This is a genomic window from Shewanella sp. CAL98-MNA-CIBAN-0140, assembly GCF_040309905.1.
GTDB classification, from domain to species: Bacteria; Pseudomonadota; Gammaproteobacteria; order Enterobacterales; family Shewanellaceae; genus Shewanella; species Shewanella psychromarinicola.
In genome coordinates this window covers 1-25,255 of the sequence record NZ_JBEOPI010000042.1, presented here as the reverse complement: position 1 = coordinate 25,255, position 25,255 = coordinate 1, and the positions used below count along the sequence as shown (strand labels likewise).

The 25,255-nt window shown below is 43.3% G+C and carries 19 protein-coding genes; 4 read left to right on the top strand and 15 right to left on the bottom strand.

Translation table 11 applies throughout. The features are described from left to right. Positions 1-21 precede the first annotated feature (21 nt). Genes mraY through mraZ form a run of 7 tightly spaced genes read right to left on the bottom strand, consistent with a single transcriptional unit; the run spans position 22 to position 7,472 of the window. Positions 22-1,104 (bottom strand): phospho-N-acetylmuramoyl-pentapeptide-transferase, encoded by a 1,083-nt coding sequence (mraY, locus tag AAEY93_RS17585; RefSeq protein ID WP_101033249.1) that lies wholly within the window; start codon positions 1,102-1,104, stop codon positions 22-24. Continuing rightward, positions 1,105-2,493, bottom strand: coding sequence for a UDP-N-acetylmuramoyl-tripeptide--D-alanyl-D-alanine ligase (locus AAEY93_RS17580; RefSeq protein ID WP_124012781.1), 1,389 nt, complete (start codon positions 2,491-2,493; stop codon positions 1,105-1,107). Further along, positions 2,490-3,983, bottom strand: a complete 1,494-nt coding sequence (murE, locus tag AAEY93_RS17575) for a UDP-N-acetylmuramoyl-L-alanyl-D-glutamate--2,6-diaminopimelate ligase (protein ID WP_351078706.1) — start codon at positions 3,981-3,983, stop codon at positions 2,490-2,492. The genes AAEY93_RS17580 and murE overlap by 4 nt, the downstream gene beginning before the upstream one ends. Next, a complete protein-coding gene (locus AAEY93_RS17570) occupies positions 3,967-5,706 on the bottom strand; it encodes a penicillin-binding transpeptidase domain-containing protein (protein ID WP_124012783.1) in 1,740 nt (579 codons plus the stop codon). Before AAEY93_RS17570 ends, murE begins: the two co-directional genes overlap by 17 nt. 11 nt (positions 5,707-5,717) lie before the next feature. Continuing rightward, on the bottom strand, positions 5,718-6,032 hold the full coding sequence (gene ftsL / locus AAEY93_RS17565; protein ID WP_101033253.1) for a cell division protein FtsL: 315 nt from the start codon (positions 6,030-6,032) through the stop codon (positions 5,718-5,720). A 14-nt stretch (positions 6,033-6,046) separates the two neighbouring features. Continuing rightward, on the bottom strand, positions 6,047-6,988 hold the full coding sequence (gene rsmH / locus AAEY93_RS17560; RefSeq protein WP_101033254.1) for a 16S rRNA (cytosine(1402)-N(4))-methyltransferase RsmH: 942 nt from the start codon (positions 6,986-6,988) through the stop codon (positions 6,047-6,049). 25 nt (positions 6,989-7,013) lie between these two features. Continuing rightward, on the bottom strand, positions 7,014-7,472 hold the full coding sequence (mraZ, locus tag AAEY93_RS17555; RefSeq protein ID WP_124012785.1) for a division/cell wall cluster transcriptional repressor MraZ: 459 nt from the start codon (positions 7,470-7,472) through the stop codon (positions 7,014-7,016). 1,054 nt (positions 7,473-8,526) lie between these two features. Between mraZ and AAEY93_RS17550 the strand changes: the two genes are divergently transcribed. After that, positions 8,527-8,847 carry a hypothetical protein gene (locus tag AAEY93_RS17550; RefSeq protein ID WP_124012786.1) on the top strand — a complete coding sequence of 107 codons (321 nt, stop codon included), beginning with the start codon at positions 8,527-8,529 and terminating at the stop codon, positions 8,845-8,847. A 12-nt stretch (positions 8,848-8,859) separates the two neighbouring features. On the opposite strand, the gene glpK is transcribed toward AAEY93_RS17550, so the two are convergent. The 6 genes from glpK to leuA all read right to left on the bottom strand — a co-directional run bounded on the left by glpK (position 8,860) and on the right by leuA (position 17,520). Further along, positions 8,860-10,356, bottom strand: a complete 1,497-nt coding sequence (glpK, locus tag AAEY93_RS17545; RefSeq protein WP_124012787.1) for a glycerol kinase GlpK — start codon at positions 10,354-10,356, stop codon at positions 8,860-8,862. Positions 10,357-10,997: 641 nt separating this feature from the next. Further along, positions 10,998-12,344, bottom strand: a complete 1,347-nt coding sequence (locus tag AAEY93_RS17540; RefSeq protein WP_124012788.1) for an outer membrane protein transport protein — start codon at positions 12,342-12,344, stop codon at positions 10,998-11,000. A gap of 477 nt (positions 12,345-12,821) precedes the next feature. Further along, the gene (gene leuD, locus AAEY93_RS17535) at positions 12,822-13,427 is read right to left on the bottom strand and encodes a 3-isopropylmalate dehydratase small subunit (RefSeq protein ID WP_124012789.1); all 606 of its coding nucleotides are present in this window, start codon (positions 13,425-13,427) and stop codon (positions 12,822-12,824) included. Between the two features lie 21 nt (positions 13,428-13,448). Then, complete coding sequence (gene leuC / locus AAEY93_RS17530) at positions 13,449-14,849, bottom strand: 3-isopropylmalate dehydratase large subunit (RefSeq protein ID WP_351078717.1); 1,401 nt, start codon at positions 14,847-14,849, stop codon at positions 13,449-13,451. Between the two features lie 11 nt (positions 14,850-14,860). Continuing rightward, positions 14,861-15,955: a 3-isopropylmalate dehydrogenase gene (gene leuB, locus AAEY93_RS17525; RefSeq protein WP_335688790.1), complete on the bottom strand. Its 1,095-nt coding sequence runs from the start codon at positions 15,953-15,955 to the stop codon at positions 14,861-14,863. Beyond that, positions 15,952-17,520 carry a 2-isopropylmalate synthase gene (gene leuA / locus AAEY93_RS17520; RefSeq protein ID WP_101033261.1) on the bottom strand — a complete coding sequence of 523 codons (1,569 nt, stop codon included), beginning with the start codon at positions 17,518-17,520 and terminating at the stop codon, positions 15,952-15,954. The genes leuB and leuA overlap by 4 nt, the downstream gene beginning before the upstream one ends. A gap of 525 nt (positions 17,521-18,045) precedes the next feature. On the opposite strand from leuA, the gene AAEY93_RS17515 reads away from it, so the two are divergent. Further along, complete coding sequence (locus AAEY93_RS17515; protein WP_351078696.1) at positions 18,046-19,887, top strand: hypothetical protein; 1,842 nt, start codon at positions 18,046-18,048, stop codon at positions 19,885-19,887. Positions 19,888-19,891: 4 nt separating this feature from the next. Here the strand turns inward: AAEY93_RS17515 and recQ are convergent, their stop codons facing one another. After that, a complete protein-coding gene (gene recQ, locus AAEY93_RS17510) occupies positions 19,892-21,739 on the bottom strand; it encodes a DNA helicase RecQ (RefSeq protein ID WP_164839416.1) in 1,848 nt (615 codons plus the stop codon). 201 nt (positions 21,740-21,940) lie between these two features. On the opposite strand from recQ, the gene AAEY93_RS17505 reads away from it, so the two are divergent. Together AAEY93_RS17505 and rarD are read left to right on the top strand one after the other, a co-directional pair. Continuing rightward, positions 21,941-22,405, top strand: a complete 465-nt coding sequence (locus AAEY93_RS17505; RefSeq protein WP_101033263.1) for a thioesterase family protein — start codon at positions 21,941-21,943, stop codon at positions 22,403-22,405. 125 nt (positions 22,406-22,530) lie between these two features. Next, positions 22,531-23,439 carry an EamA family transporter RarD gene (gene rarD, locus AAEY93_RS17500; RefSeq protein WP_335688797.1) on the top strand — a complete coding sequence of 303 codons (909 nt, stop codon included), beginning with the start codon at positions 22,531-22,533 and terminating at the stop codon, positions 23,437-23,439. 116 nt (positions 23,440-23,555) lie between these two features. Here rarD and argA read toward each other — a convergent pair whose 3' ends face one another. Next, positions 23,556-24,875: an amino-acid N-acetyltransferase gene (gene argA / locus AAEY93_RS17495; RefSeq protein WP_101033265.1), complete on the bottom strand. Its 1,320-nt coding sequence runs from the start codon at positions 24,873-24,875 to the stop codon at positions 23,556-23,558. Positions 24,876-25,255: the final 380 nt, after the last annotated feature.

Sequence of the window (25,255 nt, the reverse complement as noted above, 5' to 3'; positions counted from 1 at the left end):
ATACTGACCTTTATTAATTGCTTAGCGTAATTTTAGAGTCGCAAGACCCAGTAACACTAAAAACAACGAGATAATCCAGAAGCGCACAATAACCCGCGGCTCTGGCCACCCTTTTAACTCATAGTGATGATGAATAGGCGCCATACGGAAAATACGTTGACCACGTAACTTATACGAGCCCACCTGTAAGATCACCGATACCGTTTCCATCACAAAAACGCCACCCATAATAACCAACAAAATTTCTTGGCGAACTAAAATGGCAATCACACCCAATGCGGCGCCCAATGCTAATGACCCCACATCCCCCATAAACACTTGTGCGGGATAAGTGTTAAACCATAAAAAGCCTAAACCAGCACCGACTATTGCAGTACACACAATCACTAATTCGCCCGCTAAAGGTAAATGAGGAATGTGTAAATAATTGGCAAATTGAGCATGGCCAGATAAGTAAGCAATTAATGCAAAGGCAGCCGCGACCATCACAGTTGGCATAATCGCCAAGCCATCTAAACCATCGGTTAAGTTAACCGCATTACTGGCACCAACTATGGTGAAATACGCTAAAACGATAAACATGATGCCTAATTGAGGCATTATATCTTTAAAAAATGGCACCACTAGTTGGGTTTCGCCGACCATGGTCGATGTACTGTACAAATACACTGCCACCACTAAAGCGGCGATAGACTGAAAAGCATATTTCCAGCGAGCAATCAGACCTTTAGTATCTTTTTTTACCACTTTACGATAATCATCAATAAAGCCAATAAGCCCAAAACTAGCCAATACAAACAAAGTCACTAATACGTAACGGTTGGATAAATCACCCCATAACAACACGCTGATAAAAATACCCGCAAGGATCAATATGCCACCCATTGTCGGCGTACCGCGTTTGCTAAAATGAGACTCTGGGCCATCACTTCGAACCACTTGACCAATTTGCAACATCTGCAAACGATTGATCAAAATAGGTCCCCACCACAAACTAAATACCAACGCGGTTAACAAGCCTAAAATAGCCCGGAACGTTACATATGAAAAAACGTTAAACCCTGAATAAAACTGGGTTAAATACTCGGCTAGATAAACCAGCATTTACACTAACTCCCCACGCCCGTAGGCATCTAATAAACTGTCCACAACTCGCTCCATAGCCGCGCTGCGGGAACCTTTAACTAAAACGGTGATATTACCTGTGATACTTGCTAACTGTTTTTGTAATGCCACAATTAATGCCTCTTGAGCAATAAAGTGTTTACTACCAAATGCTTCACTGGTATTTGCCGATAGCTGGCCGCAACAAAATAACGACTCTATGGTTGCATTTTTAACCTGCAATCCAATACTGGCGTGTAAAGGGGCAGCATTGTCGCCTAATTCGCCTAAATCTCCCAGCACTAAACAACGATATCCATCTCGTTGTTGCAACCAATTAATCGCTGCACTGACCGATGTTGGATTAGCGTTATAACTATCATCAATTAATAACACTCTACCAAGGTCGTGAGGTTGCATTCGGCCCTTTACGGGTTGGAGTAATGCAAAGCCTTGGGCAATTTCAACAAGCGATAGTCCTAAAGCAATACACATAGATGCCGCGGCAAGCGCATTACTCACTTGATGCATACCAGCAAGTGGTAACTGCACCACTTCACGCTGCCCAGCAAAGGTTAATGTAAACTGAGAACAACCATTGGTATCTGTCACTATGTCTGTCGCGGTAACATCGGCATCAACATTTATCTCACGGGAAAAACGCAGTTGTTTTCGCCCAGTGGACCGTTGCAACATAAAATCGGCAAATGTGTCATCAGCATTGATAACTGCGGTGCCATCTTGTGAAAGATGATTAAAAATTTCAGATTTAGCCTGAGCAACACCTTCAAGCGAACCAAACCCCTCAAGGTGAGCATTGCCAATATTATTAACCAATGCGACTCGGGGTTGAACTAATGATGAGGTGTAATCAATTTCGCCACGATGGTTTGCACCAAGCTCAAATACCCCATATTCATCACCTTCAGTTAACCGCAGCAAGGTTAACGGCACGCCAATATCGTTGTTAAAATTACCCGCGGTAAACAACACTTGGTGATGTTGAGATAAAATAGTGGCCAGCATTTCTTTAACGCTGGTTTTGCCGTTTGATCCGGTTAAGGCCACACAAATAGGTGCAACGGTTTGGCGAACTAAAACGCCCATTTCGCCCATAGCTTTTTGGGGATCAGCGACCACAATTTGCGCAATATCTGCTGTAACAGAGTTATCGACTAATAGATGATCAACCAAAAGTGCTACCGCACCATTTTTTACCGCTGTAGCAGCAAAATCATGGCCATCAAAACGCTCGCCTTTTAATGCGATAAACAAACATTGAGCGGCAATATTGCGACTATCTGTACTAACACTGGTGATGACGCTATCTTGACCTGTTAACGTGCCATTAAGGTGCTGCGCTAATGCTAAGAGATTGACACTTATCATAACGTCTCCTGAGACAACTTGAATGCTAAGGCACGTTCATCATAATCAATTCGCTCGCCAGCCACTTCTTGATAGGTTTCATGACCCTTACCCGCAAGCAGCACTATATCGTCAGCTTGTGCCAATGAGACAACATGGGTAATGGCTTGAATACGATCAACCTCGGTGAGTACGTTTTGAGGCTGACTAATACCTTGTAAAATATCATTGATAATGGCTTGTGGATCTTCGCTTCTGGCATTGTCACTCGTGATCATCACTTTATCTGCATATTGCTCAGCGGCTTGTGCCATCAAAGCACGTTTACCTTTGTCACGATCGCCACCGCAACCAAATACACACCATAACGTCCCTTTGCAGTGCAGTTTTAATGCTTTTAAGGCTTGTTCAATGGCATCAGGAGTATGAGCATAATCAACAACCAAAGTAGCTTTATTAACCGATGAAAAGCGTTCCATACGCCCCGCAACAGGGATCAACTGTGGCAGCACGGCTAATATGGATGCCATTGCCATTCCTTGTAGATATAACACCGATATGGCTGCTACAAGATTAGACAAATTAAAGGCACCTAATAGCGGTGAGCTAAGCGTCCCACTTAGCGGGCGCCCACTGTCAATGTCGGTGAAATGCAGTGTCGCCGTCACCCCAGCATCATGGTATTGGATGGCATCACAGTAAAAGTCCGCTGTGGTATTAGCTTGAATGCTGAAGGATTTATTCTTTTGGTTCGCCAGTTCTGTCAACCATTTGGCGCCGACGGTATCATCAAGGTTAATCACACCATGTTGTACACTGGGGAATTGAAATAAGCGTTTTTTAGCTGCGGCGTAGTTATCCATATCACCATGATAATCTAGATGATCACGGCTTAAATTAGTAAAAACAGCTATCTTAAATGGCGCCGCTTCGACGCGTCCTTGGACTAAACCATGGCTTGACACTTCCATCGCACACAGTTCAGCGCCTTGAGCAACAAACTCTCCAAGTTGGCGCATAATAGTCACCGCATCTGCAGTTGTATTGCCGCTATCAACAAGTTGCCCCCACAAACCATTACCTAACGTCCCCATCACAGCGGCTTGATGGCCGAGTAAATGAACAATTTGAGCGATAATTTGGCTAACAGAGGTTTTGCCATTGGTCCCCGTTATTCCAATTAAAGACAACGATTGACTATTAGGTAAATAAAACTGTGCGGCAACGGCCGATAATTGACGGCTTAACTGGGAAAAATACACTAATGGCACAGTATACTGAAGGCGATCGACCCTGCCATGTTCATCAGAATTATCAGTATGAATCAGTATTGCCGCAGCTCCCGCTTGGATCGCTTGAGGAATGAAGACTCGACCATCGACTTTATGACCGGGCAAGGCCACAAATAAACCACCCGCTTTAACATCACGGCTGTCTAGCGTTAATCCATTAATGGATTCGCCGCCAGAATAATGAAACCACGGTGCTAATAGATCATTTAATAACATCATGGTGGACTCCTTGCACAGCGGCCAAGTGAATAGCATCCCTCGGTTCAACATTAAGCATTTGTAAGGCACCAGACATAATTTTAGCAAATGCGGGGCCAGCAACGTCACCACCGTAATATTTGTCACCTTTGGGCTCATTAATCACCACCGAAATGGCCAAACGCGGTTTATGAACCGGCGCAACGCCCGCAAATATAGCCACATAGTCATCGCCATAGCCACCAGCAACGGCTTTACGGCTGGTACCGGTTTTACCGGCTACAGGGTAACCATCAATATGAGCTTTCGTCGCCGTTCCTCCAGCCTCAGTCACACCCACTAACATTTCCATTACGTCGTGAGCAACTTGAGTTGAAATCACTTGTTCACCCTTGGGTGCTTTCCTTAGCTTTAATATCGACACAGGATAAAGAATGCCGCCACTGCCTAGCGTGGCGTACATACGTGCAATTTGTAACGGCGTCGCAGTCAAGCCATACCCGAAAGACAGGGTGGCACGCTCAAAGTCAGACCAGCGATGACGAACATGAATTAACCCAGCACTTTCACCGGTTAAATTAATACCTGAATAATTACCTAACCCCATTGATTGATAAGTGGCTAATAACTGTTGTACAGGTATCGACAACGCCAGTTTACTAATGCCAACGTTACTCGACTTAACCAGAATTTTAGCTAATGACATTTCACCGTAATTATGGGAGTCACGAACTTGACGCCCACCGAGCCGGATCCAACCTGGTGATGTCGATATCAATTCATTCACTTTCACTGTGCCAGCTTCAAGCGCTGCAGCAACAACAAAGGGTTTTATGGTTGAACCAGGTTCAAATGTGTCAGTTAACGCGCGATTACGCATTCGATGTGGCTGTAAATTATCTCTGGCATTGGGATTATATGATGGCGTATTCACCATCGCTAATACTTCGCCAGTATTAACATCAATAACCACCACAGACCCAGAAGTCGCTTGGTATGTTTCAGTCGCACGCTTCAGTTCGCGATAAGCCAATTGCTGAATACGTTGATCAATACTGAGCACTAAATCATTAGAGCTTTCGCCTTCTTGTACTATATCTAACCGCTCAACAACGCTACCATCGCGGGATTTACGGACTTTTTGTTTAGATGGCGTCCCGGTTAACCACGTATTATACGTGTTCTCAATGCCTTCAATACCCACATCGTCAATATTGGTAATGCCAATTAATTGAGCGGCTATTTCACCTGAGGGATAATAACGGCGAGATTCTGGTTTAAGATAAATACCGCCAATTTTAAGCTCCTCAATATAGTCAGCAACCGCTGATGTGACCTGACGTTTGAGGTATACAAAGCGTTTGTCAGGGTTGTTTTTAACTTTATTAACCAGCTCATCAACAGGCTCTTGCAATACATCGGCGAGGGCTTGCCAACGGCGCATATCTTTAAACGCATCTTGATCATAGGCATGTTTGGGATCCGCCCACACCGCTCTCACGGGCACACTGACCGCCAGCATATCGCCATTGCGATCGGTTATTAAGCCTCGCTGAACTTGATTGCTGGTTGTGCGTAACGTGCGCATATCACTTTCATGACGAAGTCTGTCAGGTTCAATAATTTGAATATAAGCTGCACGTGCAACTAGACTGCAAAATAATAACAATACAAAACCCACCACAACGTATAAACGCCATGGAATAAGTTCGTGATTTAATTTTTGTTTTGCTTGTCTAGCCATATTCCCTATGCTCACTTGACTCGAATCATCACTTCCTCCTTAGGAAGCGGCCGAGTCATATTTAATTCTTTGGTTGCAATCCGAGTCACGCGACTGTGCTCAGATTGCGATTGTTCTTCTAATAATAAATTTCGCCATTCAATATCCAAGCGATCTTGCTCTTGCAGCAACTGATCCCATTGGGTAATCAACTTACGCGTTACATGGCTGGTGTAAACTACGGCTACGCCATTCATCACAACCAATACACTCAACAGCAATATCCACTTGTGGTGCCAAATGTCGTGTAACACAATCTGAGGCAAATTTAATGGTGATTGGCTCACATTACCCTCAGTGGTTAATAATCCAGACGCTCGGCAACTCGTAACACAGAGCTGCGCGCGCGTGGATTTTGCTCTAATTCCGCATCAGAAGGCTTCATCGCCTTACTCATGGCTTTTAATTTACGAGATTTATTAATTTCAGCTTCTGTGATCGGTAAACCATGTGGCACGCTATCACCTTGACTATGACGACGAATAAAACGTTTCACCATACGATCTTCTAGGGAATGGAAACTGATCACTGATAGACGGCCCTGGGGAGCTAACACCGCTAAAGCACCTTCTAACGCTTGATTTATTTGTTCTAATTCGCTATTGATGTAAATACGAATCGCCTGAAACACTCGCGTCGCTGGATGCTTATTACGCTCTTTCTTTTTGGTAATACGCGCGATTAAATCGGCTAAGTCTTTGGTGCGTAAAAAGGGTGTCTTCTCACGATCAGCTGCAATACAACGTGCAATATGGCGCGAATTCTTTTCTTCACCGTAGGTTTTAAATACCCATGCCATATCTTCAATTTCTGCACGCGCTATCCACTGGGCAGCGGTTTGACCTTGACTGTTATCCATACGCATATCGAGCGGGCCGTCACGTAAAAAACTAAAGCCACGTTCCGCATCGTCTAATTGTGGCGACGACACGCCAAGATCAAGCAATACACCATTAATCTGGCCTGTTAATCCAAGCTCATCGACATACTCAGCTAATTGACCAAAGCCACCGTGGACAATTTGGAATCGAGGGTCATCAGCAAACTGCTTAGCAGCCTCGATGGCTTGCGGATCTTTGTCTATCGCAATTAAGCGACCATTTTCACCCAAATGACTCAACACATGACGCGAATGCCCACCACGGCCAAAAGTGCCATCAATGTAGATGCCATCACTTTGGATATTGAGACCATCGACGGTTTCATTTAGTAATACAGATAAATGGGCAAACTCTTGGCTCATTGGATTCTTCTAACCTTTTTGGTCACTACAGTGAAAAGTATGCCAAGCGTTCATTGCTGGCTAAATCTTGGCTTTGAATGAGCGTATTGCCATCATCCATTTGTTGTTGCCAAGCACTCTCTTCCCATAATTCAAATTTATTCAGTAAGCCCACCAGCATGGTTTTCTTTTCTAAACTGGCGAAACTTCGTAATGCCGGCGGGATCACTATGCGTCCGTGGCTGTCTAGTTCGCAATCTTGTGCGTGACCTAGTAATTTTCGTTTAAAGGAGCGCTCAAGTGGATCGGTATCAGAAAGCAATCTTAGCTTTGCTTCAATCTGCTCCCATTCGTGTAGCGGATAAATCAATAAACAAGCGGCTTCAATGTCTACGGTAATAATCACAGTACCGGCATGTTCGACACGCAACGCATCACGGTATCTCGCTGGAATAGCGATCCGCCCTTTAGCATCCATGTTGATTGCACTGGCACCACGAAACACGTTATTGAGTCCTTATTGTTATCATTTGATCCACAATGATCCACTTCTTCCCACAAATGCTAAGTTTAGGGACTCTATGCAAGTTTTGTCAAGGGATGGACAGATATATTAAATCCAGACACCAAGCGGGTTAGCAGCAAATTAATATCAAGCAGGATGAATGACAGAGCCATTTGTAGAAAACAGCTAAAAATCAGGGTAAATGAGTTAAACCAGACACATAACGGTCGTTTTATCGGCAAAAATAAACACGTGATCTTTTTAATTAATCTTATTTTATGCTTCGAATACTCCATCTTTACGTCGTAATCTTGCCCATAAACGCCATTTTAATCACATTAAAGATCAACAAATAGTCGACTGAGTCCACTTTATATCGTTAAAAACCGCCTTATCTTATGCAATGTCTTGCGACTGTATTCAATCTCAGCATTGATCGCCGCGTTATTGAGACGTAAAAGCCTCTTTATTCACCTTGATGTGCATTGTACTGATGAAATGAATAACAATGCTTAAACGACTTGGTATCATTAGCTTATGCTAAAACGCTATCACTCAAGATCACGGTATTTGTCTTCGATATCTTAATGTTGAGCGCAGCATTTTATCAATTTATCTGGCAATCACAGTTAATTATGTTTAATGCCTTAAGGGTCATGCGGTTGTGATGACTCAATGAAAACGGTTAAAGGCAGTGCTCGAAAGTGAATAACGCGGTGATCACACTAAATCTAAATCCAACCAGAAGTTACACCTTCTTTGGTCAGCTAAGATCAAAGCGATGCGTTGTTGACGTCACTCTGTTAGTAACGCTCTGTTAGCATTATTCTGTTAGTGTTAATGCATCATTGAAATAACGCATAACAATAATGAAATGAGCATATTTGCTGATACCCACCACAAGCAAAGGGCCAGTCTAAATGCATCAATCAAGAGTATGAAAATGTCAGCCAAATTATTCTTAACCTAAAAAGATTAAATTTTAACCAACCTGAGTCGATAAACAGTTATGATGATTAACATTAGCGTCATTTCATCGTTACAGGAGAGCAACATGAGTATTGACAGCATTTATGCCATGCTAGCCAGGCCAGTACAGGCTGTGAGTGAACGTAAACGGATTGTTGAACAAGTCAAAAATGCCAGTGCGATTAGTGCTGACAGTCACGAGGCGCCTCAGTCACAATTACCACCAAACATTAGCCATAAAATGCCTATTCAACGGCAGGAAGCACCTCGACAAGATAGACGAGCCAAACCGCGAACGGTTAATGAGAAAAAAAATGTCGGTAACAAAATTAGACTAATGAAAAGTGATAAGCGATTCTCCACTCGTGGAGAAACCGCCAGTCAGCATATTGATATTGAAGTGTAACGCTTGCCTTAGTTAAGCAAGGTTACCATTAGGACTCACTTGAGATACTGCTTGCTTCCAACCATGGTACAACTTTGCACGGATCTCTATATCCATTGTCGAGGTAAATTCCCGCTCGGTAGACAGCATGGTTTGTAATTCATCCGTCGACTTCCACACACCAACGGCCAAGCCCGCTAGAAATGCCGCCCCCATCGCGGTGGTTTCAGTTACAAGGGGACGAATAACTGTTGCCCCAGTAATATCTGCTTGAAATTGCATTAAAAAATCATTTGCCACCGCACCACCATCGACTCGAATTTGTGTCAGTGGTACATTAGAATCTTTACTCATAGCATCAAGCACATCACGTGATTGGTAAGCAATCGCCTCTAACGCCGCACGAATAATATGATTCCGATTGGCGCCACGGGTTAAGCCAATGATGGCACCACGGGCATCGGCATCCCAATAAGGTGCACCTAAGCCCACAAATGCAGGCACTAAGTACACGCCATTGGTGTCACTCACTTTGTCGGCAAAATATTGAGTGTCGCAGGCATCGGTAATAAGACCTAGCTCATCACGCAACCATTGAATCACGGCCCCGCCCATAAATACCGAGCCTTCTAAGGCATAATTCACTTTTGCATCAGTACCAATAGCAATGGTGGTTAATAAACCATGGGTTGACTCGACAGCTTTGACACCGGTATTCATTAACAAAAAACACCCTGTGCCATAAGTATTTTTAGCCATCCCAGGTTCGATACATAATTGGCCAAACAAAGCCGATTGTTGATCACCCGCCATCCCCGCCACAGGAACAGGATTGCCTGCAAGTTCGGTATAACCGTATATTGCGCAAGAAGGTTTCACTTCAGGTAACATTGCCCGAGGTATCGTAAACAAATCGAGTAATTCTGGGTCCCACTGTTGATCGTGAATGTTAAATAACATGGTCCGAGAGGCATTAGTCGGTTCGGTCACATGAACGTTACCTTGTGTTAGCTTCCACACCAACCAAGTGTCAACGGTGCCAAACAATAGATCGCCCGCTTCTGCTTGTTCACGAGCACCGTCAACATTATTCAAAATCCACTCAATTTTTGACGCCGAAAAGTACGGATCAAGTACTAGCCCGGTTTTCTGACGCACCATCTCTTCAGCACCTTGTGCTTTATGATGTTGGCATATTGCTTGGCTGCGGCGGCATTGCCATACAATGGCGTTATATACTGGCTTACCTGTGTTTTTATTCCAGACTATCGTGGTCTCACGTTGATTGCTAATACCAATCGCGGCAACATCATGATGACTTATCCCTTTACGAGTCAGTACTTCAACCAGTACTGAACTTTGTGAAGACCATATCTCCATGGGATCATGCTCTACCCATCCCGCTTGCGGATAATGTTGGGTAAATTCACGCTGAGCCACGGCGACGATATTGGCTTGATGATCAAACACAATGGCACGAGAGCTTGTAGTGCCTTGGTCTAACGCGACAATGTATTTATTGGCAACCATCTGACTTCCTATCTCATGTAGATGTGATCTGTTATGTGGTTTTATTATTCAATTATTTACATAATTGTTTTATCTGAATTTTATAATTTTTTATATCGTTTCTGTACTGACTAATCCAACATTACATCCTAAATCGATATATAAAATCAATGCAAGTAAATGTCCTCTGTTAGCATAAACCCAAACCACTTCAGCATGCTCGTGTCAGTACTCCCGTAGGAAAACGAACAAGGCAGTAATAGAAGGTAATAGTGACAGCCTTACCGAGAGCGTCGCTTCGCGACTGATAGGTTCTAGGAACTGGCAAGCTCGCCAGAGGGCGGACTTCGTCCTTCTAGATCCTAGCAGCCGCAGGCTCTCTAGCACCTAGAAGCGACCCTAGACCGCGCTATCCGTGAGCGCAGCGTTCGCTTGTTATCCGTTATCAGCTTTCCGTAAGCATAGCGCCCTATTCCTAGCACCTTAAACCTTGTCTCTTCTCGACATGCTATATACTGCATCTAGGGGTCGTTTAGACATAAACCTCATCGTGATTTTAGGCTATTTAATGATGTTAGTAGCTTAACTGCATCACGTAAATAGCAGACTAAAAGGCCCCGCAATTGCGAGGCCCTTTGATCAATGATATCCAACGACATCGATTACATTTTATAGTTTAACTGCACGCCTGTTATCCAGACATCACCGGTGGCTTCACCAGTATAGCTAACAGCAGCAAGGCCTAATAGGTCTTGTGTTTCAGTAATAGGCGCATCACCGTGGGTTTTAATATACGTCACCCCTAAATCTACATTCAGATTTTTAGTCAATTGATAGCCTGTACCAACGCTGAACCATAAACGGTCAGAATCAGGGATTGTGGTGGTGCGATCTTGATCGTCAACTGCGGTTTTATCTAATGCCATACCTGCACGTAATGTCCACTGATCATTAAGGGTATAGGTAGTACCGAGCGCATAACGCCAGTTATCATTAAAGTTCTCTTCTTTTACTATGTTTGACGTTAAGTCACCGACAGGCTTAACATCACCAGGGAAATACGCCACTAGTTGCTCAAACACATTCCATTCAGTCCAGTTTACGCTGGCATGCATTGCCCAATTTTCAGTTAACTGATGATAAGAAGCAAGTTCGGCAAAGGCAGGTAACTCAACCGGCAAATAACCTTCAATTTCGATATCTTGACCACCAGTATAAACCACGCCATCAACATGACCGTCGAGTTTAAGGTCGACGCTACTGTGGTAAGCCAAACCAATGCGGTTAGCGGAGTTAATTTGCCAGCTCGCGCCCGCTTTCCAACCATAGCCAACATCATCACCTTCCATTGACTTTAGATTAGTCCCACCCGCGGGTAAACGTGCGCTAATGCTTGCAGGTAAACTCGTTTTAATCGTATCAATCCAACCTGGCGCAGTAGCACCCACTTCACCTTCGCCGTACACCACACGAAGGCCAGCGCCTACGGTAAATGCATCATCAAGACGGTAGGCAACATTCGGGTTAAATTCGACTGTCGTAATTGAAGTTTTACTGCCAAAAATAGCCGCCGCATCCGCCACTGGAATATTGGTTTCTAAACCATAATTTGAATTGACGGCTAAACCCCAAGTCCATTGGTCATTCAACTGGTTTGAATAGTAAAAGTTTGGCACGAGTGCATTATCAGCAACATCGTAGTCATCTGCACCTATCACTAATGGCTCTGAGCCTAATAGTGGTGAAGAAATGCCAACATCACCCATCACATCCACATTTGGCATGACATAGATGCCGCCTGATGACAGCTGGCGGCCTTCGAGATAAGCAAGCATCGCAGGATTACGCGCTTGAGTTGACGCATTATCTGCAATGGCGGCTTCACCAGCAAATGCACGGCCTAAACCTGTCGCTGAATATTCTGCAAGTTGGAAACCTGCCGCATTCACTTGAGTCGTTGCCCCAAATACAATGGCGCTAATCGCCAGTGTTAACACTGTTTTTTTCATTATAATTCTCTGTGTTTAGATTCAAACTGCATAAATCGGCTTACATAGAGTTAAAGCTCGACTTAAATGAAGCTGTCAGTGTACTGATCCAAAAAAGCATTGCAACAGCCGCAAGGGACTGAACAAGAAGTGAGTGATTCAATTTTAAATTGTGATCGTGATCAAACTTTTGATTTAATGATGTAAAAGACAACCCGAAAAACAGGGTAACGGTAAATCTAATGGACCTCACCTTACCAATAGTTAATTTTTTGCATTAATAAACAGTACCTTAAATAAAAACTATCGTATAACAATAAGCTTAAATGGTTAAAAATATTGGTCTAAAATAAGCCTAGCTTGTTTTTGTGTACAAAATGGTTACATAAAAGTTTTTACAATTAAAAACAAAAAAAACCTCTTCATGACAACATGAAGAGGTTTTAATTCATTGTTTACACAATATTAACGACACACTAAACACTCAGTGATAGCCGATTATGCATACCAAGCGGGTATATGAGCTTCATAGTCACTGATCTGTTGCTCAAATGACAATGTCAATCCGATAGCATCCAGACCATTGAGTAATTTATGCCTTGCAGACTCAACCATGGCAAAATCAAACACACAACCAGAGGGTGATGTGACCGTTAGCGCATGTAAATCTACTGTAATCTGCGCTCCTTCTTGGGCTGCCACTTCATCCATCAATTGTTGTACTTCAGCAGAGGTTAGCGTTACCGGTAGAAAGCCATTATTTATCGAGTTGCCGTAAAATATGTCCGCAAACGTCGGGGCAATGATGACCCTAAGACCAAAATCCGCTAATGCCCAAGGTGCATGTTCACGTGATGACCCACAACCAAAGTTTTCTTGCGCTAATAAAATAGAAGCACCTTGGTAACGAGGCTGATTGAGCACGAACTCAGGATTAGGCTGATCACCCGCATCATCTAAATAACGCCAATCATGGAACAAGTGCACCCCAAAACCGTCACGCGTCACTTTTGACAAGAACTGCTTAGGAATGATTTGATCAGTGTCAACATTGGCGCTGTTAATGGCTACCGCTAAACCGGTATGTGCTGTAAAAGCTTGCATAAAATATCCTTGTTTAGCTGATTAATAAGGTTGACGAATATCAACAAAGTGGCCCGCAACTGCTGCAGCTGCAGCCATAGCAGGGCTAACCAAATGGGTACGACTGCCACGACCTTGACGACCTTCGAAATTACGATTGCTGGTTGATGCACAGCGATCACCCGCGTCTAAACGGTCATCATTCATTGCCAAACACATAGAACAACCTGGTAAACGCCATTCAAAACCGGCTTCAATAAAAATCTTATCTAAGCCTTCAGCTTCTGCTTGCCGTTTGACAGGGCCCGATCCCGGCACCACAATCGCCACCACGCCGTCAGCCACTTTACGATTTTTAGCCTGCGCAGCAGCAGAACGTAAATCTTCAATGCGCGAGTTAGTACAAGAACCAATAAACACTTTATTAATGCTAATGTCGGTCATTTTAGTACCCGGCGTAAGGCCGATATACTCTAACGATTTGACCATACTCGTCCGATTGGTAATATTGGTTTCTTGTTCAGGATTAGGCACCACACCGTCAATAGCCACCACTTGACCAGGGTTAGTACCCCAGGTTAACTGCGGCGCTATATCGTTTGCGTCAAATACCACTTCACAATCAAATACCGCATCAGCATCGGTCTTCAATTGTGACCATGTGGCAACCGCTTGCTCCCACAGCGCATCTTTAGGAGCAAACTCACGGCCTTTAAGATAGTTAAATGTGGTCTCATCAGGCGCGACCATACCGGCTTTGGCACCCATTTCGATGGCCATGTTGCACAAGGTCATTCGTCCTTCCATGGTTAATGCCTCAATGGCATCACCACAAAACTCAACCACATAACCTGTGCCGCCATCCATACCTAATTTACCAATAATGGCTAATACGATATCTTTTGCTGTTACGCCATCGGTCACTTGGCCGCGAACATCAATCTTCATGGTTTTGGCTTTTAACTGGCGTAGGGTCTGGGTGGCCAATACGTGCTCAACTTCTGAGGTGCCAATACCAAACGCCAATGCACCAAATGCACCATGGGTCGCGGTGTGCGAATCACCACACACAATAACGGATCCCGGTAGAGTAATCCCCAATTCAGGCCCCATTACATGGACAATACCTTGATTAGGATGATGAATATCATACAAACGCACGCCAAACTCTTTACAGTTTTGCGCCAGGGTTTCAACTTGAGTGCGGGCCATAGGGCTCAGTGCATCTAAACTGGCACTGCGGGTCGAGGTATTATGATCCATGGTGGCAAAGGTTTTGTGTGGTGCACGTAGTGTGCGTCCAGCCACTTTTAAGCCACTAAATGCTTGAGGTGATGTCACCTCATGCACTAAATGCCGGTCAACATACACGACGGGGGCTTCGCCTTCAGGAGAGGCGACAATGTGTGCATCCCACACTTTTTCATATAAGGTTTTACCCATAACTTGAGCCATTACACACCTTCCTTTATCGCTTGGGCAATAAAATCGCCCATTTGTGCGGTCGACTTTGCTTCACTACGTTTATCTGCTGCCATAAGTTCGCCGGTTAAATAACCACTGGCGAGTGCTTTTGTCACCGCGCGTTCAATGGCATTAGCGGCGTCTTCTTGCTTTAAGCTATGACGTAACATCAGTGCGGCAGATAAAATCTGCGCCACCGGATTAGCGATACCTTGACCAGCAATATCGGGGGCACTGCCGCCGGCCGGTTCAAATAAACCAAAGCCTTTACTGTTCATGCTTGCCGAAGACAATAGCCCCATAGAGCCGGTTAACATGGCAATTTCATCGGATAAAATATCACCAAATAAATTAGAACATAACATCACGTCAAACTCATCTGGACGACGCAATAGCTGCATAGTCGCATTATCGATGTAGATGTGTTCTAAGGTGACATCAGGGAAGTCTTTAGCCACTTCTTCTACCACTTGACGCCATAGCACTGAACAAGCCAGCACATTGGCTTTATCTACAGAAGTGACTTTGTTTTTACGTCCTCGCGCAGCTTCAAAAGCAATACGAGCAATGCGGCTAATTTCGCGGCGACTATAACGCATAGTGTCGAAGGCTTCTTCGTCGTCACCTTCACCTTGACGCCCTTTTGGCTTACCAAAGTAAATACCGCCGGTTAACTCACGTACGCACAACACATCAAAACCACGAGCTGAAATATCGCTGCGCAGTGGTGACATATGCTCTAAGCCGTCATGTAATTTGGCTGGGCGTAAATTACAAAATAGCTCAAAGTGACCACGTAACGGTAATAATGCGCCACGTTCCGGTTGATCATTGGGTGGTAAATGTTCCCACTTGGGGCCACCAACGCTGCCAAATAAAATGGCATCGGCAGCTTCACAGCCTGTTAATGTTGCATCAGGTAATGGACAACCATGGTTATCAATCGCAATGCCGCCAACATCATATTCGGTATAGTTAATATCTAATCCAAAACGCGCTTCTACCGCACTCAGCACTTTACGCGCTTCTGCCATCACTTCAGGACCGATACCATCACCCGACAAAACTGCTATTTGATAACTCATACGCCACCTAACTCCCTATTTTTATGGATCTGTTGTTTAAAATCAGCAACCTTGTCTGCGCGGTACACTAAATTCATCACATGAACTAACGCTTGGGCTGACGCCTCAACCACATCGGTGGCTAATCCGACACCGTGGAACGTCTGCTCGTTGTATTTCGCGGTAATATCAACCTGCCCTAGGGCGTTTTGGCCTTCACCTTTGGCACTTAATTTATAGTTGGTAATATTGATTTGACGACCGGTTGCCCGTGCAATGGCATTATAAGCGGCATCGACAGGTCCATTACCTGTCGATGCTTCGGTAAGATCTTTGCCATCGACCGCAATACGCACCGTCGCGGTTGCCACACCTTCAGTCGAATCTGAATGCACCATCATATGTTGTAGTTGATATTTATCATCATCTTGAGCTTGCGACTCCACGAACACTAACGCTTCTAAGTCGTAATCAAATACCTGACCTTTCTTATCTGCCAAGGTTAAAAACTGCTCGTAAAGGCTGTCCATATCATAATCGCTTGGCTGGTAACCCATTTCTTCCATGCGATGCTTAATCACATGGCGACCAGAGCGTGAAGTCATGTTCATATTATTACGATTCAAACCAATGCTTTCTGGGGTCATGATCTCATAGGTATTTTTGGCTTTTAGCATACCATCTTGATGGATACCCGATGAATGAGAAAATGCATTAGTCCCCACGATGGCCTTATTAGCTTGAATAGGCATATTACATAGTTGGCTGACCAACGACGACGTACGATGTATTTCTTTGGCGTTAATACCACACTCTACATCAAGCAAATCTTTGCGTGTTGCAAGGATCATGGCAATTTCTTCTAACGAGCAATTACCGGCTCGTTCACCAATGCCATTAATAGTACATTCTACTTGGCGAGCGCCCATCTCTACTGCAGCAATCGAATTAGCAACCGACAAACCTAAATCATCATGACAATGAACCGAAATCACCGCTTGGTCGATATTTGGCACTCGATTAAATAAGGTTTTAATAATGCCAGCAAACTCGCTTGGCACAGTATAGCCAACAGTGTCTGGAATATTAATGGTACGGGCACCGGCTTTAATTGCCGCCTCTACCATACGACACAAATTATCTATCGGCGTGCGGCCAGCATCTTCGCATGAGAACTCAACGTCATCCGTAAAACGTCTGGCGTACTTAACCGCATTAACGGCCATCTCTAACACATCGTCAAAAGAGCGCTTTAATTTACTTTCAACATGAATGGTCGAGGTTGAAATAAAAGTATGGATCCGAAATTGATCGGCTACCGATAAGGCTTGGGCTGCGGCATCAATGTCCTTTTCAAGTGCACGGGATAACGCGCACACTCGGCTATTTTTAATGGTCTTGGCAATGGTTTGCACCGATTTAAAATCACCAGGAGAAGACACCGGGAAACCCACTTCCATTACATCAACGCCTAAACGTTCCAGCGCTAAGGCAATTTGTAGCTTTTCTTTAACGGTTAAACTCGCTGCCAGCGCCTGCTCGCCATCACGTAGCGTAGTATCAAAAATTATAACTCTATTGGACATCGAATTTCTCCATCGACCATCATGTATCTATTTACCCAACTGCAAACAGCACAATTGGTACATTTCAAAAGGGCTAGAAACAAAAAACCCCGCGACTGTTAGCGCGGGGTTTGTGTATGCTTAATGAATTATTTTGCATGTAACACAAAGGACTCCGCGCAGGGTATGCGAGAGAGGAGAAGGAGTCCGAGTAAAAACAATTGTGTGTTCATGGTGTTAATATTCACTTTTAATAACTAAATATGCTAAATGTGTGACGCAAAAAATATGTCTATACCTAATATGTAACTCGACCAGCCTTCTGTGTCAACCCTAATTTAACCATCGTGAAAAAGATGATAGTGTACTAGTGCCTCATTACAGTTAACCAACTACATTATCAGCCAATATGGATTCGCTTTCAATTAATGAACTTACCTCTCAAAGTGCAAATAAACATCAATCTAAGTTGCTGCATCAATTATATTTTTATGTATCTGGATATAAATAATCGTATACTGCTACCACCCCATGTTAAGTAGATATATGACGATGATGTTGTCGAAAAAGAGTATTGAATATAACTTTAGTCGCATTTTTGCTCTAATCTTTGGCATCACACTATATTTAGCGACTACGGCAGTTTTTGCTCAACCAGCGCAACGTTTATTACTCTCCGGCGATATCATTGCTCAAACTCAACAACTGAGCGCTCGTAAGCAGCTCGATGTGATCAACAGTATCAATTCTCAACGATCTACGGACGCAAAATCACTGATTGATTCTCTTGAGCAACAACATGCTCAACAACCATTAGCCAATATCGATGCGCTACGATTAACGCTGTTACGTTGTGTTAATTTATTGGAATTTGGTGAGTTCAATCAGGCTATCACCTTGGCAAAACAAGGGGAAATAAAGGCCAGGCAATTTAAGTACGATACCGCGCGTCCCTACTTCATGCAATGCCAAGCTGCAGCACATCAAAGCCTTGGCAATACACTACAAGAACAACAACTCACCGAAGAAGCACTACGCTTGGCAAAGCGATACTCTGAAAAGCAAGCGATTGTAAATAGCCTTTTTTTAAACAGTAGCCAAAACACCAGCCTAGAAAACTACAATCAATCGATTGAGGATTTACGCTTAGCATTAGCTATTTTTGATGAGGCTCAAGCACAGTTTCAGGATTGGTATTTGGTCCCTAAATCCTATTTACTCTCTGAAATTACTAATGTATTTTTCTCCATGGGCGATCTTGAAGAAGCATTACACTTTGCAGAACTCGCTTATAATGACCCATCTACCTTCGGTAAACTTAACTTTGCATTTGCGATTAACTTAGCCCGAATTAATATGGCACAAAAAGATAAAGCGCAAGTGTTGTATTATCTTAACAAGGCAAAAACTGAAAATAGTAAAAATACATCGGAAAAAGACTTTGCAATCGGTAATGCCTTACTGGCCAGTATTCATTTATATGTTGGTGATTTCGACATCGCTGAAAAACTTGCATTATCAAGTATTACGAGCATGACTAAATACCAAGAGCCTCTTTACGTTATGCGCATCAAGCGCACCTTAGCCAAAGTGTATTTTGCACAACATAAAGATATACAAGCATTGTCGCTACTCAATGAAATTATTGAACAAGCCACTGAACTTAAACAATTTTCTGATTTAGAAGAATTTAATCAAATAATCAGCCAATACTACGCTGAACAAAATCAATTCGAGTCGGCTTATCAATTTCAAGTGCAGCGTTTTGACGCTGCTAAACAAGCTGCGGCCAAGTTAAACAATGCCCACTTTATGCAGTTTAAAGCCAGAATAGCTGCACAAAGTGAAGTCAGTACAGCACCCGAAAAACCTGCCAGCAACATCAATCAAAATTTGACCATTACAGCTTTAATCATTTTGTTACTGTCCGTTGGATTAGTGCTGTTTTTGGCCCGAAGACCACAACGCCTCAATGCTGATACTCAAGAAGAAAACCAGCAGCAACGTATTGATCATATGCTGAGCAATGCCAAACAAGGGCAGTATCAACTGAGTCTATTGCTGATTAATATCAATCATATTAATCTCGAGGATATACCGTTTATGATCCCACGACTCAAACTCACACTGAGAGAACAAGACCAATTATTTCGTCACAACACTGACGAACTCATTATTATCCTGCCACACACCTCGTCAATGGGAGCGGCGAGAGTCGTAACCCAAATAGAACGAGTACTCAGCGAATGGAAAACGGGGATCAAAGCAAATATTGGTATGGCGAGTTTACAGCAACTTGACAACTTTGACGTGCTAGTAAAAAAAGCCGTTATAAATCAATTAAACAAAATAAAACTTCAAGAGACCCCGCCTAATGATGAACATTAAATGACTAACTTTTGGTCAGATAATCAGAGATTTCATCTAAAAAATCTCCGCCAAATCGGTCAAGTTTAATCTGCCCAACCCCGTTTACTGCGAGCATCTCTCCAGGACTTGTGGGCAGCATGACACACATTTCAACCAAGGTAGCATCGTTAAAGACTAAATAAGGTGGAATGTCATTCTTTTCAGCCAGTTCACGGCGCAGTAATTTTAAACGCGCAAATAATTTACGATCATATTGCTGCGGCCCACGCGCACTTGGCTTACGTTTAACATTGATTAATTGAATTCTGGGTTCCGCTAACTTTAACGATAGCTCAGCCTTTAACACCGGCCTCGCGGCAGGATTAAGCTTAATCGCAGATCCCCGAGTAATATCCTGACTCATCAAACCTAAGTGAATTAACTGGCGGATAACACTGAGCCAAAACTCTGTTGATTTATCTTTACCAATGCCCCATGTCGATAACTTATCATGGCCTCTATCAACGATATTAGCCGCTTTAGACCCGCGTAATACTTCAATAACATGGTGGATACCAAAACGTTGCTGCAAACGATAAATACAAGAAAGCACTTTTTGTGCATCTTCAGTACCATCATATCGTTTAGGTGGGTCAAGACAGATATCACAGTTACCACAAGGCTTAGAAGCCACTTCATCAAAGTAGTTTAATAGCACTTGGCGACGACAAGTCTGCGCTTCAGCAAAGGCTGCCATGGTATGCAATTTATGAAATTCGACTTGCTGTTGCGGACCCGGTTCAGATTGCTCAATCAAATGTCTGACTCGGCCTATGTCAGCAGGGTCAAACAACATATAAGCTTCAGCGTCTAAACCATCACGACCAGCTCGCCCGGTTTCTTGGTAATAAGCTTCAATGCTTTTGGGAATATCGTAATGCACCACAAAGCGCACGTTAGACTTGTTGATCCCCATGCCAAAAGCCACGGTTGCCACCACAATATCGATTTGATCTTTTAGAAATTTATCTTGAACGTTGCCTCGATCTTGCTGGCTCAATCCTGCGTGATACGCTTGGGCATTAAACCCCTGTAGGCGTAAACGCTCAGCCACCTCATCAACTCGTCGCCGGCTACTGCAATACACAATACCACTGGTGCCGTTTTGCACCGTTAAAAACTGACGCAGCTGATTCGCCGCATTCAGTTTTTCAGCCACGGTATAACGAATATTGGGGCGATCGAAACTCGACAGCAAAGTATAAGGTGTTACCCCTAAACGTTCGCAAATGCTTAAACGCGTGGCGTGATCTGCCGTCGCGGTTAAAGCCATTAATGGTAAATAAGGAAAATATTCTTTTAATTGACCTAATGCAGCATATTCAGGTCTAAAATCATGGCCCCATTGACTAATGCAGTGCGCTTCATCGACGGCAAACATTGAAATATCAACTGATTGAAGACGCTCAATAAAGTCAGGACGTAACAAACGCTCTGGCGACACATACAACAATTTAATCTCGCCCGCATGAAGCTTGCGTAACACCTCAGCACTTTGTTCGCGCGGTAATGATGAATTGAGATAAGCTGCCGATACCCCACTTTGCAATAAACTGTCGACTTGGTCCTTCATCAACGAAATTAATGGCGAAACGACCACAGTAACGCCAGGCAACACAATAGCAGGCAATTGATAGCACATACTTTTGCCGCCACCAGTAGGCATAATCACTAAGGTATCTTGGCCTTGTAAACTTTGCTCAATGACTTCTCGCTGCCCTTCACGAAAGGCGCGATAACCAAACACCTGCTGCAAGCTTGCAGCAAGTACATCTTGCTCTGTCGTCAACACATCTGAGGACGCAATATTGGCCGAAATCGGAGTATCCATTACACTACATCATCATTCAAGGGGCACTCATTTTAAAGCACTCAGCCACAGATGTCTTGAACCAAAACACCTTTACGCTGTTTTCACCCAAGATAGAAGATTGAGTCAATGTCACTTTAGGGTTAGATTAAATACTCTTTAGCAGTAAGCCGCCCCTACAAACAACAAGCATAATAATTATAAAACAGACAAGGATTGCTCATGACCACCGCTATTCAAACCCAAGTATTACAACAAGTTGCACAAATATTTGACCAACATGTTCCGTTTCATAACCTGCTCGGATTAGACATAAAACATTACGACATCAATGGGGTTGAAGTGGTAATAAAAATGAAGCCTGAGCTTATTGGTAATATTCATCAAAACATTTTACATGGTGGTGTCACAGCAACCTTACTCGATGTTGTCGGCGGGCTCACGGTATTTGCTGGGCTAGTTGCCAGTAAAGAAAATTGGACAATAGAGGAATTACAACAACGTTTAACCACCTTAAGCACTATCGATATGCGCGTCGACTTTCTTCGTCCGGGTCGCGGTGAAGTCTTCACTGGCACAGGCAGTGTTATCCGAGCGGGTAATCGCGTATCAGTTTGTCGGATGGAGTTACATAATGAACAAGGGGTCCACATCGCCTTCGGCACAGGGACTTATATGGTGGGATAAGCTAAACGCGCTGCCATTTAAAGCTGACAACCGGTTTATAAAAGAATTCGCTTAATCACTTGTGTCATCCAAAATGGCGACCTACAATCGCCATCTATTATTGTTCTTCCAACTGTTGACTCACTATGCCTGATTTAGAATACCGTAAAGGGGTTTTACTGGCCGTTTGCGCTTACACCATTTGGGGTGTCGCACCGCTGTATTTTAAACTTTTACATAACGTCCCCGCGACAGAAATATTAATGCACCGTGTGATTTGGTCATTTATTTTTATGATCATCATGATGCAGTTTATCGGTGGTTTTGATCGTCTGCGCCTTATTCTCAAACAACCTAAACAACTTGCGGTACTGTTTGTCACCTCGGTGCTAATTGCAGCAAATTGGCTGATTTTTATTTGGGCCGTCAACAACGACCATATGCTCGATGCCAGTCTAGGTTACTTTATTAACCCGCTGTTTAACGTATTGCTTGGGATGGTATTTTTAGGTGAGCGTCTACGTAAATTGCAATGGGTTGCGGTAGGTTTAGCCAGTACCGGAGTGCTGGTACAATTAATTTCTTTTGGCTCTATTCCACTATTGTCATTAGCCTTGGCGGCCAGTTTTGGTTTTTATGGTTTATTACGTAAAAAAGTTAATATCGATGCTAAATCAGGATTATTGGTCGAAACGGCCATTTTATTACCTATTGCCTTAGGGTATTTACTCATCACCTTAGATACGTCATCGGCAAGCATGTTAACCAATGGCCTTAATTTGAACCTATTACTGATTGCCGCGGGCATTATCACCACTATCCCATTATTATGTTTTGCGGGTTCTGCGGTAAGAATTCCATTGTCGAATTTGGGGTTCTTCCAATATATTGGTCCTAGCATCATGTTTATCTTGGCAGTGAAACTCTTTAATGAACCGTTTGATATTGAAAAAGGCATTACCTTTGGCTTTATTTGGGGCGCGTTAGTTATCTTTGTTGGCGACATGATATTGCAACGTCAACGACGTAACGCCTTAGCCAAAGCGTCAGCTTGATAATTCAACATTGGTTAGTTTAAGCCACTAAAATAATTGATAATTGACTCACAAAAATGCCAGATTACTTTATTCAGTAATCCGGCATTTTTTATGTGTTAACTGTCTTGTTACTTCTACAAATCTAACGCAAGAATTTTTGAGCGACGTTGATAGTTATACAGCTGCTTTTTCATATTCGGGAGCACATCGACATCGACAATATTAAAGCCATGCTCTAAAAACCAATGAATACTCCGAGTTGTCAGCGCAAATAAACGCGAATAACCACGAACACGGGCCTGACCAATAATATTATTTAGCAGTAAACTACCTCGGTCAGCATCACGATAATCGGGGTGCACCACCAGACACGCAAACTCACCCGCATTGTCTTCTTCAAATGGATACAATGCTGCACAGCCAATAACCAAATTGTCACGTTCAACCAGCATAAACTGCTCGATTTCCATTTCAAGTTGCTCACGAGAGCGGCGCACCAAAATACCTTGTTCTTCCAAAGGCCGAATAAGATTTAAAATACCGCCGATATCGCTAATGGTTGCCCGGCGTAAACGTTCGGCGCTTTGGGTAACAATTTGAGTACCAATACCTTCGCGTGAAAATAATTCTTGTAATAATGCGCCATCTTCTAAATAGCTCACCAAATGACAACGTGGCACGCCTCGGCGACACGCTTCAACGCTGGCTTTTAAGAAAGCCATCGTCCCCACAGAAGCATGCGTATCTGTAGACATCGTCTTAAGCATTTCTTCAACTTCGTCTGGCATCAGTTCAGCAATCACGTCGCCATTTTCATCCAAAATGCCGTGACTATTACTAAAACCAATAATCTTATCAGCCTTTAGCTTTATCGCGACTTGGGTCGCGACTTCTTCTGCCGTAAGGTTAAAACTTTCACCGGTAACTGAAGCCGCAATCGGTCCCATCAAGACTATGCCATTATTGTCTAATTGACGACGAAGTCCCAACGCATCAATACGGCGAACCTTACCACTCAAACAGAAATCAACACCGTCTTCGATGCCTAACGGTTGCGCAATCACAAAATTGCCACTAACAAGGTTAATTTGGGCATTTTGCATTGGCGTGTTGCCTAAACACATCGACAACCTTGCGGTGATATCAAATTGAGTCGCTCCCGCAACCTGTTTGATAATTTTAAGGGTTTCATCATCAGTAATGCGTATACCGTTATGATAGGCGGGTTCAATTCCAGCAGCCTTCAACCCCTCATCAATCTGTGGCCTGGCCCCGTAAACTAATACCACCTCTATTCCAAGTGAGTGCAACATAGCCACATCATTTAAAATACCGCGAAACTGCGGATGTGCTAAAGCCTCGCCACCGAGCATGACGACAAAAGTTTTACCTCTATGTGCATTAACATAAGGAGCAGAATGACGAAATCCATCAACCAGTTCAGTGGTTCTCACAGGCAAATTCACCTCAGGATAAGTTTGATATTCATTAATAGTTATGACAAAGAACGTCACATGATTTTTTATTACGTTAAAAGGAATGGTATTGCATTTTAATTCACTTTTAAAGCATTTTATTTCACTTTTAATAAAATATAGTGTGTCACTTTAGTGTGAAAAAATCATGATAGCCAAAAAGTTAACTCATTTTAGCCGCTAATAGCCCTTTACGCATTTTTTATATCGATTGGGTTACATTTTTACATCAAAATATTAACGAAATAGCAGGTTACCAATGTTGAAGACTCAATCAAAATAGAACATGCCTATGCATCTGAGTCAGTTTTGGCCTATTCTTATAGTATAAATCAAGACTAGAAGTGAGATTTGCTATG

Bases quoted from the DNA above. Each gene is read 5' to 3' on its own strand.
- mraY (WP_101033249.1), bottom strand. From the start codon at position 1,104: ATGCTGGTTTATCTAGCCGAGTATTTAACCCAGTTTTATTCAGGGTTT.
- AAEY93_RS17580 (WP_124012781.1), bottom strand. From the start codon at position 2,493: ATGATAAGTGTCAATCTCTTAGCATTAGCGCAGCACCTTAATGGCACG.
- murE (WP_351078706.1), bottom strand. From the start codon at position 3,983: ATGATGTTATTAAATGATCTATTAGCACCGTGGTTTCATTATTCTGGC.
- AAEY93_RS17570 (WP_124012783.1), bottom strand. From the start codon at position 5,706: ATGGCTAGACAAGCAAAACAAAAATTAAATCACGAACTTATTCCATGG.
- rsmH (WP_101033254.1), bottom strand. From the start codon at position 6,988: ATGAGCCAAGAGTTTGCCCATTTATCTGTATTACTAAATGAAACCGTC.
- AAEY93_RS17550 (WP_124012786.1), top strand. From the start codon at position 8,527: ATGAGTATTGACAGCATTTATGCCATGCTAGCCAGGCCAGTACAGGCT.
- glpK (WP_124012787.1), bottom strand. From the start codon at position 10,356: ATGGTTGCCAATAAATACATTGTCGCGTTAGACCAAGGCACTACAAGC.
- AAEY93_RS17540 (WP_124012788.1), bottom strand. From the start codon at position 12,344: ATGAAAAAAACAGTGTTAACACTGGCGATTAGCGCCATTGTATTTGGG.
- leuD (WP_124012789.1), bottom strand. From the start codon at position 13,427: ATGCAAGCTTTTACAGCACATACCGGTTTAGCGGTAGCCATTAACAGC.
- leuC (WP_351078717.1), bottom strand. From the start codon at position 14,849: ATGGGTAAAACCTTATATGAAAAAGTGTGGGATGCACACATTGTCGCC.
- leuB (WP_335688790.1), bottom strand. From the start codon at position 15,955: ATGAGTTATCAAATAGCAGTTTTGTCGGGTGATGGTATCGGTCCTGAA.
- leuA (WP_101033261.1), bottom strand. From the start codon at position 17,520: ATGTCCAATAGAGTTATAATTTTTGATACTACGCTACGTGATGGCGAG.
- AAEY93_RS17515 (WP_351078696.1), top strand. From the start codon at position 18,046: ATGACGATGATGTTGTCGAAAAAGAGTATTGAATATAACTTTAGTCGC.
- recQ (WP_164839416.1), bottom strand. From the start codon at position 21,739: ATGGATACTCCGATTTCGGCCAATATTGCGTCCTCAGATGTGTTGACG.
- AAEY93_RS17505 (WP_101033263.1), top strand. From the start codon at position 21,941: ATGACCACCGCTATTCAAACCCAAGTATTACAACAAGTTGCACAAATA.
- rarD (WP_335688797.1), top strand. From the start codon at position 22,531: ATGCCTGATTTAGAATACCGTAAAGGGGTTTTACTGGCCGTTTGCGCT.